This is a genomic window from Burkholderiales bacterium (assembly GCA_036262035.1).
GTDB lineage: Bacteria > Pseudomonadota > Gammaproteobacteria > Burkholderiales > SG8-41 > JAQGMV01.
Genome location: DATAJS010000028.1, coordinates 23,593 through 38,261 on the forward strand (window position 1 = coordinate 23,593; position 14,669 = coordinate 38,261).

14 protein-coding genes are annotated in these 14,669 nt (G+C 69.0%); 9 read left to right on the forward strand and 5 right to left on the reverse strand.

All coding sequences use genetic code 11. From position 1 onward, the window contains the following. Positions 1-33: 33 nt before the first annotated feature. From VHP37_27400 to VHP37_27410, 3 genes are read left to right on the forward strand one after another with little or no spacing between them, the layout of a single operon-like run. Positions 34-2,142, forward strand: a complete 2,109-nt coding sequence (locus VHP37_27400) for a peptidase domain-containing ABC transporter (GenBank protein HEX2830103.1) — start codon at positions 34-36, stop codon at positions 2,140-2,142. After that, positions 2,139-3,473, forward strand: coding sequence for an HlyD family type I secretion periplasmic adaptor subunit (locus VHP37_27405; GenBank protein ID HEX2830104.1), 1,335 nt, complete (start codon positions 2,139-2,141; stop codon positions 3,471-3,473). Before VHP37_27400 ends, VHP37_27405 begins: the two co-directional genes overlap by 4 nt. Before the next feature lie 60 nt (positions 3,474-3,533). Beyond that, the gene (locus VHP37_27410; GenBank protein HEX2830105.1) at positions 3,534-3,692 is read left to right on the forward strand and encodes a lmo0937 family membrane protein; all 159 of its coding nucleotides are present in this window, start codon (positions 3,534-3,536) and stop codon (positions 3,690-3,692) included. Positions 3,693-3,699: 7 nt separating this feature from the next. Here VHP37_27410 and VHP37_27415 read toward each other — a convergent pair whose 3' ends face one another. The 3 genes from VHP37_27415 to VHP37_27425 all read right to left on the reverse strand — a co-directional run bounded on the left by VHP37_27415 (position 3,700) and on the right by VHP37_27425 (position 5,361). Then, a complete protein-coding gene (locus tag VHP37_27415) occupies positions 3,700-4,104 on the reverse strand; it encodes an integration host factor subunit alpha (GenBank protein ID HEX2830106.1) in 405 nt (134 codons plus the stop codon). A gap of 391 nt (positions 4,105-4,495) precedes the next feature. Next, entirely contained in the window at positions 4,496-4,840 is a 345-nt protein-coding gene (locus tag VHP37_27420) for a hypothetical protein (GenBank protein ID HEX2830107.1), read from the reverse strand. Positions 4,841-4,932: 92 nt separating this feature from the next. Next, entirely contained in the window at positions 4,933-5,361 is a 429-nt protein-coding gene (locus tag VHP37_27425) for a hypothetical protein (protein HEX2830108.1), read from the reverse strand. 148 nt (positions 5,362-5,509) lie between these two features. On the opposite strand from VHP37_27425, the gene VHP37_27430 reads away from it, so the two are divergent. From VHP37_27430 to VHP37_27455, 6 genes are all read left to right on the forward strand, one after another. Further along, entirely contained in the window at positions 5,510-6,409 is a 900-nt protein-coding gene (locus VHP37_27430; protein ID HEX2830109.1) for a YihY/virulence factor BrkB family protein, read from the forward strand. Positions 6,410-6,579: 170 nt separating this feature from the next. Then, a complete protein-coding gene (locus tag VHP37_27435) occupies positions 6,580-7,200 on the forward strand; it encodes a DUF3606 domain-containing protein (GenBank protein HEX2830110.1) in 621 nt (206 codons plus the stop codon). A gap of 182 nt (positions 7,201-7,382) precedes the next feature. After that, positions 7,383-9,209 carry a malto-oligosyltrehalose trehalohydrolase gene (gene treZ, locus VHP37_27440; GenBank protein HEX2830111.1) on the forward strand — a complete coding sequence of 609 codons (1,827 nt, stop codon included), beginning with the start codon at positions 7,383-7,385 and terminating at the stop codon, positions 9,207-9,209. Positions 9,210-9,379: 170 nt separating this feature from the next. Further along, the gene (gene surE, locus VHP37_27445) at positions 9,380-10,126 is read left to right on the forward strand and encodes a 5'/3'-nucleotidase SurE (GenBank protein HEX2830112.1); all 747 of its coding nucleotides are present in this window, start codon (positions 9,380-9,382) and stop codon (positions 10,124-10,126) included. Beyond that, entirely contained in the window at positions 10,123-10,794 is a 672-nt protein-coding gene (locus VHP37_27450) for a protein-L-isoaspartate(D-aspartate) O-methyltransferase (GenBank protein ID HEX2830113.1), read from the forward strand. The genes surE and VHP37_27450 overlap by 4 nt, the downstream gene beginning before the upstream one ends. Next, positions 10,791-11,786, forward strand: coding sequence for a peptidoglycan DD-metalloendopeptidase family protein (locus VHP37_27455; protein ID HEX2830114.1), 996 nt, complete (start codon positions 10,791-10,793; stop codon positions 11,784-11,786). Before VHP37_27450 ends, VHP37_27455 begins: the two co-directional genes overlap by 4 nt. Here VHP37_27455 and VHP37_27460 read toward each other — a convergent pair. Both VHP37_27460 and VHP37_27465 read right to left on the reverse strand, forming a co-directional pair. After that, entirely contained in the window at positions 11,783-13,723 is a 1,941-nt protein-coding gene (locus VHP37_27460) for a DUF3488 and transglutaminase-like domain-containing protein (protein ID HEX2830115.1), read from the reverse strand. The genes VHP37_27455 and VHP37_27460 overlap by 4 nt on opposite strands. Next, the gene (locus VHP37_27465; GenBank protein ID HEX2830116.1) at positions 13,720-14,661 is read right to left on the reverse strand and encodes a DUF58 domain-containing protein; all 942 of its coding nucleotides are present in this window, start codon (positions 14,659-14,661) and stop codon (positions 13,720-13,722) included. The genes VHP37_27460 and VHP37_27465 overlap by 4 nt, the downstream gene beginning before the upstream one ends. Positions 14,662-14,669: the final 8 nt, after the last annotated feature.

A 14,669-nucleotide genomic window follows, 5' to 3' on the forward strand; every position in this document is an offset into this window, starting at 1 on the left:
CGGGACGTCGAGCGCTGTCGCCGGGAGGGAGGGATGAACGACGCGCCGTTGTTCGCCACTCACACGTTCGTATGGGGGCTCGCCGCGATCTGCCAGCTCCATCGGCGTCCGTTCGCGCCGGATCTCGTGCTGCAGCAGTTCGCGCCGCCGTACGGCGCGGCGGCGCTCGAGAAAGCCGCCGCGGCGCTCGAGCTCAAGGCGGGGTTGCGCCGTGTCGAGCCCGCCGCGCTGTTCGTGCTGCCCGCTCCGTTTCTCGCGATACTCAAGCCCGCTCCGGCCGACGGCGACGATCGCACATCGCCGTGCCGTCTCGCGCTGGTGCTCCAGTGCGACGCGCAGAACGTCCTGTACCTGACCGAGGAGAGCGCCAACCCCGCCGTCCATCCGCTCGCCGAGTTCGGGCGCGATTATGCCGGCGTCGTTCTGCTGTGCGCGGCGAAGAGCGTCGCGCCGTCTTCCGAGCTCGCCGCGCAAGCGCCGGCCGCCTTCGGTTTCCGCTGGTTCGTCCCCGAGCTCATGAAGCATCGCGCGATCTGGCGCGACGTGCTGCTCGCCTCGCTCGCGATACAGCTCGTCGCGCTCGTCGCGCCGCTCTGCACCCAGGTGGTCATCGACAAGGTGATCGTGCACCAGACGCTCTCGACGCTGTCGGTGATCGCGATCGCGCTGGGCATCTTCGTGGTGTTCAACGCGGCGATGGGCTGGGTGCGGCAGTACCTGGTGCTGCACACCGGCAACCGCGTCGACGCGGTGCTCGGCGCGCGCACGTTCGAGCACCTCTTCGCATTGCCGCTCGGCTACTTCGAGCACCGGCCCACCGGCGTGCTCGTCGCACGGCTGCACGGCGTGGAGACCATCCGCGAGTTCGTGAGCGGCGCCGCGGCTTCGCTCGTGCTCGACCTGCCGTTCCTCTTCGTGTTTCTCGGGATCATGTTCTATTACAACGTGCTCCTGACCCTGATCACGCTCGGCGTGTTGTCGGTGATCGTCGTGATGAGTGCGGCCATCGTGCCCGCCATACGCGCGCGGCTCGACCGCCAGTTCCTGCTGGGCGCGCGCAATACCGCGTTCGTCACCGAGTACGTCGCCGGCATGGAGACGGTGAAATCGCTGCAGATGGAGCCTCAGCTGCGTGCGCGCTACGCACAGAATCTCGGCACGTATCTCGACGCCACGTTCGCCACGCGCCAGCTCTCCAACACCTACGGCGTCGCGGCGCACGCGCTCGAGCAGGTGCTGACGTTCTCGATCCTGTGCGTCGGCGCCTGGCTGGTCATGCAGAACGCGGGCTTCACCGTCGGGATGCTCGTCGCTTACCAGATGTTCGCGAGCCGCGTGTCGCAGCCCATGCTGCGGCTCGTCGGGTTGTGGCAGGAATTCCAGCAGGCCGCCGTCGCGGTGAAACGCCTCGGCGACATCATGGACGCGCCGGCCGAGCCTTACAGCGTGGTGCCCGCGCGCCCCGCCGCCTCCGCGGGCTCGCTCGATGTGATCGACCTTGCGTTCCGCTACGATGCCGACAGCCCGTGGCTGTACGAGCACCTCACGCTGCGCGTCGCGGCAGGGACCTGCGTGGCGCTCGTCGGCCCGTCGGGCAGCGGCAAGAGCACGCTCGCCAAGCTCCTGCAGGGCTTCTATCCGCCGACCCGCGGCGAGATCCGCATCGGCGGGCGCAACACGCGCCATCTCGCGGCGAACGAGCTGCGGCTCGCGTTCGGCGTCGTGCCGCAGGAGACCACGCTCTTCAGCGGTACGGTCTACGACAATCTCGCGGTGGCGAATCCGCACGCGAGCTTCGACGAGATCGTCGCCGCGTGCGCGCTCGCCGAGATCCACGAGACGATCGAGCGGCTCCCGCGCGGATACCAGACCGTCGTCGGCGAGCGCGGCGTCGGACTCTCGGGCGGGCAGAAGCAGCGGATCGCGATCGCACGCGCGCTCTTGAAGCGCCCGCAGGTGCTCATCTTCGACGAGGCGACGAGCAATCTCGACCGCGACACCGCCGAGCGTTTGGCGGCGACGATCAGCCGCCTGAAGGGCAAGGTGACGATGCTCTTCATCGCGCACGACCTGCCGTCCGCCCTGCGCGTCGACGACGTCATCCGGCTCGAGCCGTCCTGTGACGCGGAGAAAGTCGCATGAGAGCCGCGGCGGACCTTTCCGAGCCCGCGCTCGCGTTCGCGCCCGATCTCGCGCGCATCGAGCGCGCCGCGCCGTCGCCGCTGCCGCGCACGGTGCTGTATGCCGTGCTGAGCTTGCTCGCGGCGATGCTGGCATGGGCGGTGTTCGGGAAGCTCGACATCGTCGCGGTGAGCGAAGGCAAGCTCGTGCCGCAGACGTTCATCAAGATCGTCCAGCCGGCCGAAGCCGGCATCGTGCGCGAGATCCTGGTGGCCGAGGGCGCGCGCGTCGCGGAGGGCGACGTGCTGGTCCGCATGGACAGCCGCCTCTCCGAGCTCGACGTGCAGACGCTCAAGGCCGAGCTCGCGCGCAGACGCTTGCAGCTGCGCCGCATCGACGCCGAGCTCAAGGGCGGACGCCTCGGCCGTGCGCGCGACGATCCGCCCGAGCTCGCGTCGCAGGTCGCCGCACAGCTCGAAGCGCGGCGCCAGGCGTATCTCGATGCGCTGGGCGCCGAGCAGGCGGTGCTCGCGAAGGCGCGGCACGATCTCGCGAGCGCGAGCGAGATCGAAGCGAAGCTCATGCAGACCACGCCGATATTGCGCGAGCAGGAGAGCGCGTGGAACCAGCTTGCGCGCGAAGGTTATGCGGGCCGGCTGCTCGCGCTCGATCGCCAGAAGAACCGCATCGAAGCCGAGCAGGAGCTCAAGGCGCAAAGCCGCAACGTGGAAGGGCTGAAAGCGACGATCGCGCAGGCGGGCAAGCGCATCGCCCAGATCGAGTCGAACTACCGCCGCGAGCTCCACAACGAGCGCGCCGAAGCCGAAGCGCAGTATGACCGTCTCAAGCAGGACAGCGACAAGCAGCAGCACCGGCATGCCTTGCTCGAATTGCGCGCGCCGCAGGCGGGCATCGTCAAGGATCTTGCGACGCACACGCCGGGGACGGTGCTCGCACCCGGCGCGATCGTGCTGACGCTCGTGCCGCAAGGCGAGCCGCTGATCGGCGAAGTGTGGGTGAACAACGCCGACGCGGGTTTCGTGCGCGCCGGACAGAGCGCGAAGATCAAGGTGGCGGCTTATCCCTTCCAGAAATACGGCACGCTCGAAGGCACGGTGCGGCAGGTGAGCGCCGATGCGCAGGACAAGAGCGCCGCGCAGGACCCGCAGAAAGGCGCGCCGCCGCTCGCCTACCGCGCGCTGATCGCGCTCGGCGATAGCGAGCCGCCGCGATTGCCGCTCGTCGCCGGCATGCACGTCACCGCCGAAGTGCACATCGGCAAGCGCACCGTGCTCGAGTATCTGCTGTCCCCGGTTCAGAAGGTCGCGCAGGAGGCCGCGCGCGAGCGCTGAAGCGGCACGTGCGGGCGCGCGTGTTGCAGTGAAAGCGGCATCGCAAACCGGAGAAACGCGATGCTCTACACGCTCATCGTCGTGCTGCTCGTGCTGTGGCTGCTCGGGCTCCTGACCTCGTACACCCTGGGCGGGCTGATACACGCCCTGCTCGTGATCGCAGTGGTCGTGCTCATCCTGCAACTGGTGAGCGGGCGGCGAGGACCGCCGCCGCTATGAGGCAGCGCTAGCCCGGGACCGGGTATTCCTCGAGCTCCAGCGGTTTCGCCTGCACCGGGACGGCGGCGCTCTTCGGCTTCGACTCGACGGGGCGCTCGCGCTGCACCAGCGCCTTGAGGATGTGCGAGGGGTGGAACATCACGACGCGGCGCGCCGACACCGGGATCATCTCGCCGGTCTTGGGATTGCGGCCGGGCCGGCTGTTCTTGTTGCGCAGGCAGAACACGCCGAAGCCCGAGAGCTTCACGGTCTCGCCGCGCTCCAGCTCGGTGGAGATCTCCTCGAAGAAGGCCATCACGATCTCGGCGGCTTCCCGCTTGTTCACGCCGAGGTTCTCGTGCAGCAGGGTAGCCAGGTCAGCTTTGGTGATCGTCGTCATTCGGGCCTCCTTCGTACGATCGTTCGATCTCATTGTCCCGAAGCGGGAGAGTTCCGGCAAGTGCGCCAAACACCGCGCGCTGAAGGACCGCACCTTCATGTGCCGACCGCAATACGGGAGCGAATCACGGCTTGGTGGCGCTACGCCTCGCGCCGCCGTTTTCTAGTCGCGCTGGACTTGCAGCAGGACGTCCGACGCATGATACCGAAAAAAACGCGGATGACTCACGCGTGCCCTCAGGCGCGCGAAATCGCCGCGAACGTGCTAGAGAATTCTTCGCGTGACTGCACGCAGCGGCAAGCGTGCGCGAATTTCGCGGTGTGATTTTTGCAACAGCGCGCCCCATTTCGTGCGCGGCAAGAGCCGCGCGGGTCGTGCGAAAAAAAGGGCGCCGTGCGGCGCCCTTCGTGTGTGGAGTGCAGGCTCAGCCTTTGGAAGCGCGCGCAGCACGGCGGGAGCGTTTGGCTTTGCCGGTGTCGTCGCCCGTGCCGGCCGTCGCGCTGCTGCCGCTGCTGCTCGTCGTCGCCGACGCGCCGCCCGCAGCCGCGCTGGAACCTGCCGGGCTGGCTTCGCCTTTCGACATGGCTCCGCCTTTGGACGCGCCCGCTTTGCCCGGCGTGGGATCGGTCGCGCCCATTTGTCCGGCGGACGTGCCCGGGGGCATACGACCCGCCTTGTCCGAATCGGCGGGCGACCCTGCCGCGGCATATGCGCCCGCGGCGGCGGCGGACATGCATCCCGCGACCAATGCCAACATCAGCTTCCTCATCACGACCTCCCGAAAAAAGGTGATTGCCGCGACTCGTCCCTGCGGCCGCGGACGGAAAGGCATTAGCAATGGAAATGCCCGCGGCATGAACGTCAGCGTTTCTGCGTCAGCGCACGCTGCACGATGCCGTCGACGACTCCCCGACGGGTCTCGATCTCGAGCTGCCGCAGGTGGGCGTCGGCCTTGTCGTGCGCGAGCTGGCGCTCTTCGCGCGTGCGCGCGCCCGCCGCAAAGGTGTCGGTGGCTGCCTTTCGGTAAGCGTCCCAGCTCGTCCAGCAGCGGCCATGGGCGGCGACTGCAATATCTTCTGCGCCCGCGGGATTCGAGGCGTCTTTTTCCGCCTCCGCGCTGACGCAGCGGACGTAGGTTTCCCGGGCCTGCACGAGCGATGCGGGCTCGGTGTCATCGGGAACGGTGCCGAATTCGGCGCAGCCGCAAACGAGCGCGGCGCACAGCACGCCGAGAGCGCCGGCGCGCAGGGCCGGGGCTTTATCCAGGAGACGCGCTTTGTGATCGATCATCGTGTTCTGGCGTCGTACGTGTGGGAACGCGCTGCTTGCAAACGTCATGCCCCGACGGTTGCGCGCACCGCTTCGCCGCGGGATGTCCCGGGCGGCGGTACGGGCTTTGCCCGAGTGCCGGCAAACGCCCGAATGCAGAAACGAGCGCATGACACCCCGGCAGTTCGTCACGGTCATGAAGAAAGCCCTCGCCGCGTGGTCCGACGACTACGCGCCGAGCATGGGCGCCGCGATCTCGTATTACACGCTGTTCTCGATCACGCCGCTGCTCGTCATCGTCATCGCCATCGCCGGGTTCTTCTTCGGTGACGAGGCGGTGCGCGGCGAGATCTTCGTGCAGCTGAACGGCTTGATCGGCGCCGAGGGCGCGCGCACCGTCGAGCAGATGCTGCAGAGCGTGGCGAAGCCGGAGGAGGAATTGATCGCCGCGCTCGTGAGCTTCGGCGTCCTCGCGCTCGGCGCGACCACCGTGCTGAACGAGCTGCAGAACGACCTCGACCGCATCTGGCGGGTGCCGACCCTGCAGAAATCCGCCGGCCTCGCCGGCTTCGCGCGCTCGCGCCTGCTCTCGCTCGCGCTCATCCTCACCATCGCCTTCCTGCTCATCGTGTCGCTCGTCTTCAGCGCGGCGATCTCGGCGATCGGCAAATGGTGGGGCGCGTGGTTCGGCGGCTGGGAGCTTCTCGCGCACGTCATCGATCTCTTCGCGAGCTTCGGCTTCATGACGCTGCTCTTCGCAATCATCTACAAGATCGTGCCGAGCGCCCATATCCGCTGGCACGACGTATGGGTGGGCGCTGCGGTGACCGCGATGCTGTTCGCGATCGGCAAGGTGCTGATCGGCCTGTACCTCGGGCGCAGCGGCATCGCGTCCGGTTTCGGCGCCGCCGGCTCGCTCGTGCTGCTGATGGTATGGGTGTACTACTCGGCGCAGATCTTTCTCATCGGCGCCGAGTTCACGTGGGTCTACGCGCACGAGCTCGGCTCTCGCAGCGACAAGGCCCATGACGCCGCGATACCCGACGCCAGCGCCGGAGAGGGGGCGTGAATCCAGGAACTACGGCAAAAATCGTTGCGAAACGAGCTCTCCCTGAGTATAGTGCGGCCAAGTTACCGATGACATAACGCCGCCCGGTAAGAACGGCATGCATCAAGCCTCGCGTCACGTGTGGACACCGGGTGGCCGCAGCAGCGCCGTTAGGGAGGACAGAACTTACGATGAATATGAATCTGGTGCTCGCCACAGGCCTGGCTTACGCTTTCATCGGTGCGCTCATCATGTTCCTCTCCCACCGGGCCATATACCGCAAGGCGACCCGGATCGTCGCAGGTTATCCCAAGGTTCTCGCAGCACTCCGCGCTCAGCGCTACGACGGCCGCTTCGGCCTCATCGTTCTCCTCTCGGGCAATCTTCTGCAGGTTCTCGCCGCGCTGGGCTACAGCGCGCCGATCGGCTTGTGGCGCTATCCCGCCGCTTTCGTCGCCGCCGTGCTCGCCGTCTATGGCGTCTGGCGTCTGGTCGCCGCGCACAGTGTCGTGAGCCGCGCGAAGCGCAGCGAGCGCGCCATCCCGGATCGATCGTACGAGACGCGGCGCTCGCGGATCCTGCTCGAAGCGGCCCGTCGCGAAACGCCCAAGTACCTCGCGCGCGAGGAGGCGAGGCAACCGCGCGACCGCAGCGTCGTGTGCCTCGCCCACGAGTGGGAATGCCGCTGGTGGAGCGACCGTTTCGGCGTGACCGCGGACACGCTCCGCGCCGTCGTGAGACAGGTCGGCCCGATGGTCGCCGACATCGAGCGTCACTTCGCCAAACGCCGGCGCTACGCGCTCGCCGCGTAATCCCGCCGCCCGCGCCCGGGCGTCGCCCGTTCTTTCCCGGTAGTCCCGCCCGCGCCCCGCGCGCGAGTTCGCACAAGCACGGGTCTTGCATTTCCAGGCATTGAGCGGCGGCGGACGCCGCACCGTCCTGGCTGCGCCCGAGATTGAACACCGCACCGCAATCCGTCCCTCGCCGTTACCCCGTGGGCGCCGAAGCCGTCGGCGGCGCGGCGTCGTTCAGGGTGTGGGCACCGGGGCACGCGCGCGTCGCGGTCGCCGTCGACGGCTGCGGCGACTTCGAGCTGCAGGCGGAAGGCGACGGTTACTTCTCGGGAATGCGCGCTGCGACGCCGGTGGGCACGCTCTACCGCCTCCGGCTCGACGATGCGAAGCTCGTCCCCGACGCCGCTTCGCGCTTCCAGCCGCAGGGCCATCTCGGGCCTTCGGCGCTCGTCGATCCGCACGCCTATCGCTGGCGTGATGCTGCGTGGCGCGGCCTCGAGCGCGAAGGTCAGGTGCTGTACGAGATGCACGTCGGCACGTTCACGCGCGAAGGCACGTGGCGCGCGGCGACGCGCGAGCTTCCCGCGCTGGCCGACCTCGGCATCACCGCGCTCGAGCTCATGCCGGTCGGCGAGTTCCCCGGTGAGTTCGGCTGGGGTTACGACGTCGTGCACTACTACGCCCCGACGCGTCTCTACGGGACGCCGGAGGACATGCGCGCTTTCGTCGACGAAGCGCACCGGCTCGGGATGGGCGTCATCCTCGACGTGGTCTACAACCACTGCGCCGCGATCGGCTGCTTTCTGCCGGACTACACCCCGAAGTACTTCAGCCGGCGCCACAAGAACGACTGGGGCCATTCGCTCAACTTCGACGGCGAAGGCGCCGGCGCGGTGCGCGAGTTCTTCCTCGCCAACGTCGATTACTGGGTGAGCGAGTTCCATCTCGACGGCTTTCGCTTCGACGCGACGCAATCGATCGTCGACGATTCCCCGACGCACATCCTGGCCCAGATGGCGGAGCGCTCGCGCACGGCGGCGCGCGGTCGCGGTATCTATCTCGTCGGCGAGAACGAACCTCAGGACGTGAACCTGCTGCGCGACGCCCATGACGGAGGACACGGCCTGGACGCGTTGTGGAACGACGACTTCCACCACAGCGCACGCGTCGCGGTCACGGGGCGCACCGAGGCCTATTACCTCGATTACCGCGGCAGGCCGCAGGAATTCGTGTCGGCCGCGAAACGCGGCTTCCTGTACCAGGGCCAGCACTATGCGTGGCAGAAACAGAACCGCGGCTCGCCGACGCGCGGCCTGGACGCCGCGCGCTTCGTGACCTTTCTGCAGAACCACGACCAGGTGGCGAACTCGGCGCGGGGCTTGCGCCTTGCCGCGCTGACGAGCCCCGGGCGGCTGCGCGCCGCGACCGCGCTGCTCCTGCTCGCGCCGCAGACGCCGATGCTGTTCCAGGGGCAGGAGTTCGCCGCGTCCGCGCCGTTCCTGTATTTCGCCGACAACGCGCCCGCCGACGCGAGGATGGTGCGCACAGGGCGCGGCGAGTTCCTCCGGCAGTTCCAGAGCACCGCGGCCGAGGGCCACGTGCTGCTCGCCGACCCGGCGGTGCGCGAAACCTTCGAGCGCTGCAAGCTGGATCTTGCCGAACGCGCGGCCCACGCCGAGGTTTACGCGCTGCACCGCGACCTCATCGCGTTGAGGAAGAGCGATGCGGTCTTCAGCGCCGCGGCGCGACTCGAGATCGACGGCGCGGTGCTCGCCTCCGAAGCGTTCGCGCTGCGCTACTTCGGCGGTGAGACGGGCGACCGCCTCATCATCGTCAACTTCGGCGCCGAGCTCGCGCTGAGCCCGGTGCCGGAGCCGCTGCTCGCGCCGCCGCCCGGTGCGGCGTGGTCTCTCCTCTGGTCGTCGGAGGCCGTCGCTTACGGCGGCGACGGCACGCCGCCGCCCGAATGCGCGGCGGTCTGGCGAGTGCCGGCGCACGGCGCGCTCGCCTTCGCCGCCCATCGCTGACCGCAGGACATTTCGCACGGCCGCACGCGAATTCGCGCGGCTGCCGCCGGCCGAGCCGCAGTTTGTCGCGTGCTACAATCGGCCGTGTTTCTCCTGTCTTCACACATGCGGCGACCTGACCGACAACGACAGTCGAAAACCTCAGGGACTTACCAAAGCCGCGCTTCACCATGCGCATCCTCGTGAGCAACGACGACGGCTACTTCGCGCCGGGTATCAGCGTGCTCGCCGAAGCGCTTTCGGAGTGCGCCGAAGTCACCGTCGTCGCTCCCGAGCGCGACCGCAGCGGCTCCAGCAACTCGCTCACGCTCGACCGGCCGCTGTCGGTGCGGCGCGCGCCCAACGGCTTCTTCTACGTGAACGGCACGCCGACCGATTGCGTGCACCTCGCGGTCACCGGACTGCTCGAAGCGCTGCCCGACGTCGTGGTCTCCGGCGTCAATTACGGCGCCAATATGGGCGACGACACGATCTACTCGGGCACCGTCGCCGCGGCGACCGAAGGCTTTCTGCTCGGCATCCCGTCGATCGCGGTGTCTCTGGTCGCCGAAGGCGGCGGCCACTTCGAGACGGCTGCGCGCGTCGCGTGCGACCTGGTGCGACGCTTCGCAGATCGCCCGCTCGCGCCGCCGGTCCTGCTCAACGTGAACGTGCCCGACGTCGCGCCCGGCGAAGTGCGCGGCACCGCGGTCACGCGCCTCGGCAGACGCCACAAGGCCGAACCGGTCGTGAAGTCGACCACGCCGCGCGGTGGAGTCGTGTACTGGGTCGGCGCCGCGGGCGGCGCGCAGGACGCCGGTGCCGGCACCGATTTCCATGCCGCCGCGAACGGCATGGTCTCGATCACGCCGCTGCAGGTCGACCTCACGCGCTATTCGCAGATGCAGGCGATCTCCGACTGGATGGGGGCGGCGTGACGGGCCAGCACACCGGCATCGGCATGACCTCGCAGCGCACGCGCATGCGCATGGTCGAGCGGCTGAGAGAGCAGGGCATACGCGACGAAGTCGTGCTCGCGGTCATGGGCGAGGTGCCGCGCCATCTCTTCGTCGACGAAGCGCTCGCGAGCCGCGCGTACGAGGACATCTCGCTGCCGCTCGGCTTCGGGCAGACGATCTCCAGCCCGTACACCGTCGCGCGCATGACCGAGCTCGCGCGCGCCGGCGGCCCGATCAACAAGGTGCTCGAGATCGGCACCGGCTGCGGCTACCAGGCCGCGGTCCTCGGGCGGCTCGCGAAAGAGGTGTACTCGATCGAGCGCGTCGCGGGCCTGCTCGCCAAGGCGCGCAAGCATTTCCGCGAGCTGCGCATGCTCAACGTGAGGCTGCGTCACGGCGACGGCCACATCGGCATGGCCGAGGTCGCGCCGTTCGACGCGATCGTCATGACCGCCGCCGCCACCCACGTCCCGCGCGAGCTCCTCGACCAGCTCGCGGTCGGCGCGCGCATGATCTTTCCGATGGCGCAGGTGGGTGACAAGCGGGGCGAGCAGCGTCTGTGCGTGATCGAGCGCTCGGCTCACGGGTTCGTCGAGAAGAAGCTCGACGTGGTGAAGTTCGTGCCGATGCTGCCGGGAGTGGCGTGAGCGTGCGGCTGACGTTCGCGCTGGTGCCGGTCGCGCTGGCGGGCTGCGTGTCGAGCACGCCCGCGCCGGTGGTCGAGCGCAACGTGCCCGCACGGAGCACCGCTGCCGCGCCGGCGCCGGTCGTCGCGCCGGCGACGGCGCCCAGGCCCAAACCGGTGCCCTCGCGCGCCGACACGCGGCCCGAGTCCTATACGGTGAAGCCCGGCGACACCCTGTACAGCATCGCGCTCGAGCACGGACTCGACTACCGCGAGCTCGCGCTGTGGAACGGCCTCGACAACCCGGGCGCGATCCGCGTCGGCATGCAGTTGCGATTGAACCCGCCCGCCGGTGCGCCGACGGTGGTGGTCTCGCCTTTGAAAGGCTCGACGAGCGCCGTCGAAAGCCGGCCGTTGGGCACTGCGCCCGCCGCAGCGCCGCCCGCGGTCGCATCGACACCGCTCGCGCCGGCGACGCCGAATCCCGGATCGGTGCTCACCGAGCCGAAGGCGGTACGGCTGCCGTATTCCGAGCAGGCGCTCGCACAGCTGTCGAAGCCGCCGGCGGCGCCGCCCGCGGCGCCGACGAGCGCCGATGCGCGTCCCGAGCCCAAAGCCGACAGCAGCGAGACCGCGCGCGGTCCCGAGGACGTCGAATGGGCGTGGCCGGTGAAAGGCAAGGTCGTCGGCACCTTCAACGACTCCACGAGCAAAGGCATCGCGATCGCCGGCAAGCTCGGCCAGCCGGTGCTGGCGAGCGCGCCCGGACGCGTGATCTTCAGCGGCACCGGCATCCGCGGTTTCGGCAAGCTCGTGGTCATCAAGCACAACAACACCTATTTGAGCGTCTACGCCCACAACAGCGAGCTCAACGTGAAGGAAGGCCAGACCGTCGCACGCGGCCAGAAGATCGCCGAGATGGGCAACACCGACGCCGACCAGGTGAAGCTGCACTTCGAGATCCGCCGCTTCGGCAAGCCGGTCGATCCGCTGAAGCTCCTGCCTTCCGGTTAGGCGCGCAGCTCCTGCGCGAGCTTCTTCAGCCGCGCCACGTTCGCGCCTCGCGCCATCCCGCCGTAACGCAGGCCCACGTAGAGCGCGACGAAATCGCGCACCCGTGAAGCGAGGTCGGGCCGCGACGCGCTGACGCGTTCGGCATAGGCGAACGGTCCCTCGGCCGCGTCGCGCGCGAGACCTTTGGCCGCGAGCTTCCGGCAGAACGCGAGATAGATGCGCACGACCGGGTCGTCGACGCGCACCCTGAGCCGGCGCAGCGTGAAGAAGGCGACGACGAGGATCACCGCCCCGGTCGCCGCGAGGAGCAGCCCGGCGAGCGTGCGCCATGTCGCGTCGTCGAGCCCGACGCGGGTGAGCAGAGCGCGCTGGCGCTCGGGCGTGTAGCCGAGCACCCACTGGTTCCAGCTGTTCGCGAGCGAGTCCCACGTCAGACGCAGCCGCCGCATCACCACGTTGTCGCCACGCATGAAGAGCGGCACGCCCGCGACATCCGCCGCAGCCAGCCCACGCTCGATGCGCGCAGGCGACACCGCTGCGGTCGGATCGACGCGCACCCAGCCGCGGCCTTCGAGCCACACTTCGGTCCATGCGTGCGCGTCCGCCTGGCGCACGATGAGGTAATCGCCGATCGGATTCGCTTCGCCGCCCAGATAACCGGTCACGACGCGCGCGGGGATGCCGGCCGCGCGCATGAGCACCGCGAACGCGGAGGAGTAGTGCTCGCAGAAACCGGCGCGCGAATCGAACAGGAACTCGTCGACCATGTTCACGCCGAGCGGCGGCGGCGCGAGCGTGTAGGTGAACCGCTCACGGCCGAACATCGCGTACGCCGCTTCGACGATCGCCGCGTCGGACTTGTGGCGCGCACGCAAGGAGCGCGCGAGCTCGAGGGTGCGCGGATTGAAGCCCGCCGGCAGCTCCAGCGCGCGGTCCAGGTTCGGCCGGGGCTCGTCGGCGCCGTAGGTGTAATCGAGATACGACCTCATGTCGTAGCGCATGCGCGCGGTCACCGGCCGCGGCGAGATGAGCTGGAAATCGTTGGTGACCAGCGTTCCCGGCGGCACGGTGGACGGAAGATCGAGCGCGAAGAGCCACGCCTTGCCGTGCGGCTCGAGGGTGACGCTGTAATCGACCGGCTGGTCTCGCGCGTCGTACTTGATGCGCGCGTACATGCGCCGCGGCGCGCGCCACGTCCTGCCGTCGTAATCCCACAGTACGGGCCCGCGCCAGTACATCCGCTTCGACTCGGGAATGGGCGTCTTGAACTCGACGCGAAACGCCACGGCGTCGGAGAGCGCGACGTCGGTCACGCTGCCCGGCGACATCGTGTCCGACAGCCCCGTCGACGCGCGCTGCGTATCGGCGGGCATGCCCCACAGCGGCCCCTGCACGCGCGGGAACAGCACGAACAGCACGAGCATGAGCGGCACCGCCTGCCCGAGCAGCAGGGCCGAGGTTCGCAACTGCGGCAGCACGCTCTGCGGCGAGCGCGTGTAGTTGATGCCGATCATCCCCCCGGTGATGAACCAGACGCACGCCAGCATGTACAGCGCGGTGGGGATGGTCTGCGAGTACAGGAAGTTGGTGATGACGAGGAAGTACGACAGGAAGATGAGGAGCAGGGCGTCGCGCCGGTTGTGCATCTCGAGCAGCTTCAGCCCCAGCATCACGACCAGCAGCGCGACGCCGGCGTCGCGGCCGAAGAGCGTGCCGTACTGGAAGTAGACGCCCGCGCTCGCCCCCGCGACGATCACGATGAGCAGCGCGCGCGGCGGCAGGTCGCGCCGGGCCCGGGCGAGATAGGTGCGCCACAGGAGGAGCATCGCGACCAGCCCCGACAGCCACCACGGCAGCCTCTCCACGTGCGGCGCGGTCACCAGCGCGAGCGCGAGGGTCAGCCACAGCGTGTGGCGCAGGTCGAGGTTCGCGCTCATACGAGGGCGAGCGCGTGCAGGCAGCGCTCGCGGTGCGCGACGCCGGTGGCGGCGTCGATGCTCGCGTTCGGCAGGCTCAGGGCGTAGGCGATGCCCGCCGCGTCGGCGTCGAGCACCCAGCGCGTCAACCGCGAGATCTTGTCCTCGAGTGGGAGGTGCGGGGGCGCGCTGTCGAGCGACAGACGCAGCTCCGCCGGCGCGTAGCCCGTGAACTGCTTGGTGAGCAGCCCCTGCTCGCGCGCCGCGGCTTTCCACGCGATGTGACGCGGCGAATCGCCCGGATGGTACTGGCGCAGACCGTAGAAATCGTCGTGGCCTTCGCCGTGGCCCGAGCCTTCGGCGCCGCCGGCCGCGAGCGGCGGCAGCGGAACGCCCGCAGGCGCCGGCCTCGGATACACGACGCAATGCGTGTCGAGGTCGACGTACGACCAGCCGCGATAGAGCGCGACCGGATAGCGCGTGTAGAGCGTGAGCCGGCCCGGGTAGAGAAGCCCGCGGCGCTCCGCAGGGACGGCCGCGGTCGCGACGCTCGCGCCTTCGGCCGGAACGTCGACGATGTCGTGGTCCGTCTCGTCGCGCGCGACCACGAGGCCGAAGCGCGGCGTGCGCGTCGGATTGCGCAGCGCGATCGGGAAGCGCGCGACGTCCCCGGCGAACACCGGCTCGGCCTTACCCGCCGTCACGCGCAAGCCGGCGAGATTGCGGAAGGTGTGGAGCATCGCCACGACCGCGAGGCCGCCCAGCAGGAAGGTGAGGATGAAGCCGAGCGAGAGCGCGTAGTTGATCGAGCCGGTGAGCATGAGCAGCAGCACCGCCGCGAACATCACCCCCGCCTTCGAGGGCAGGATGAAGATGCGCCGCTGCACCAGCACCACCTCGCCGCGCTCCGGGCCGTGCAGGCGGAAGAGCCAGGTGGTGAAAGGCCTGAGGAGCTGCATCGGCGAGC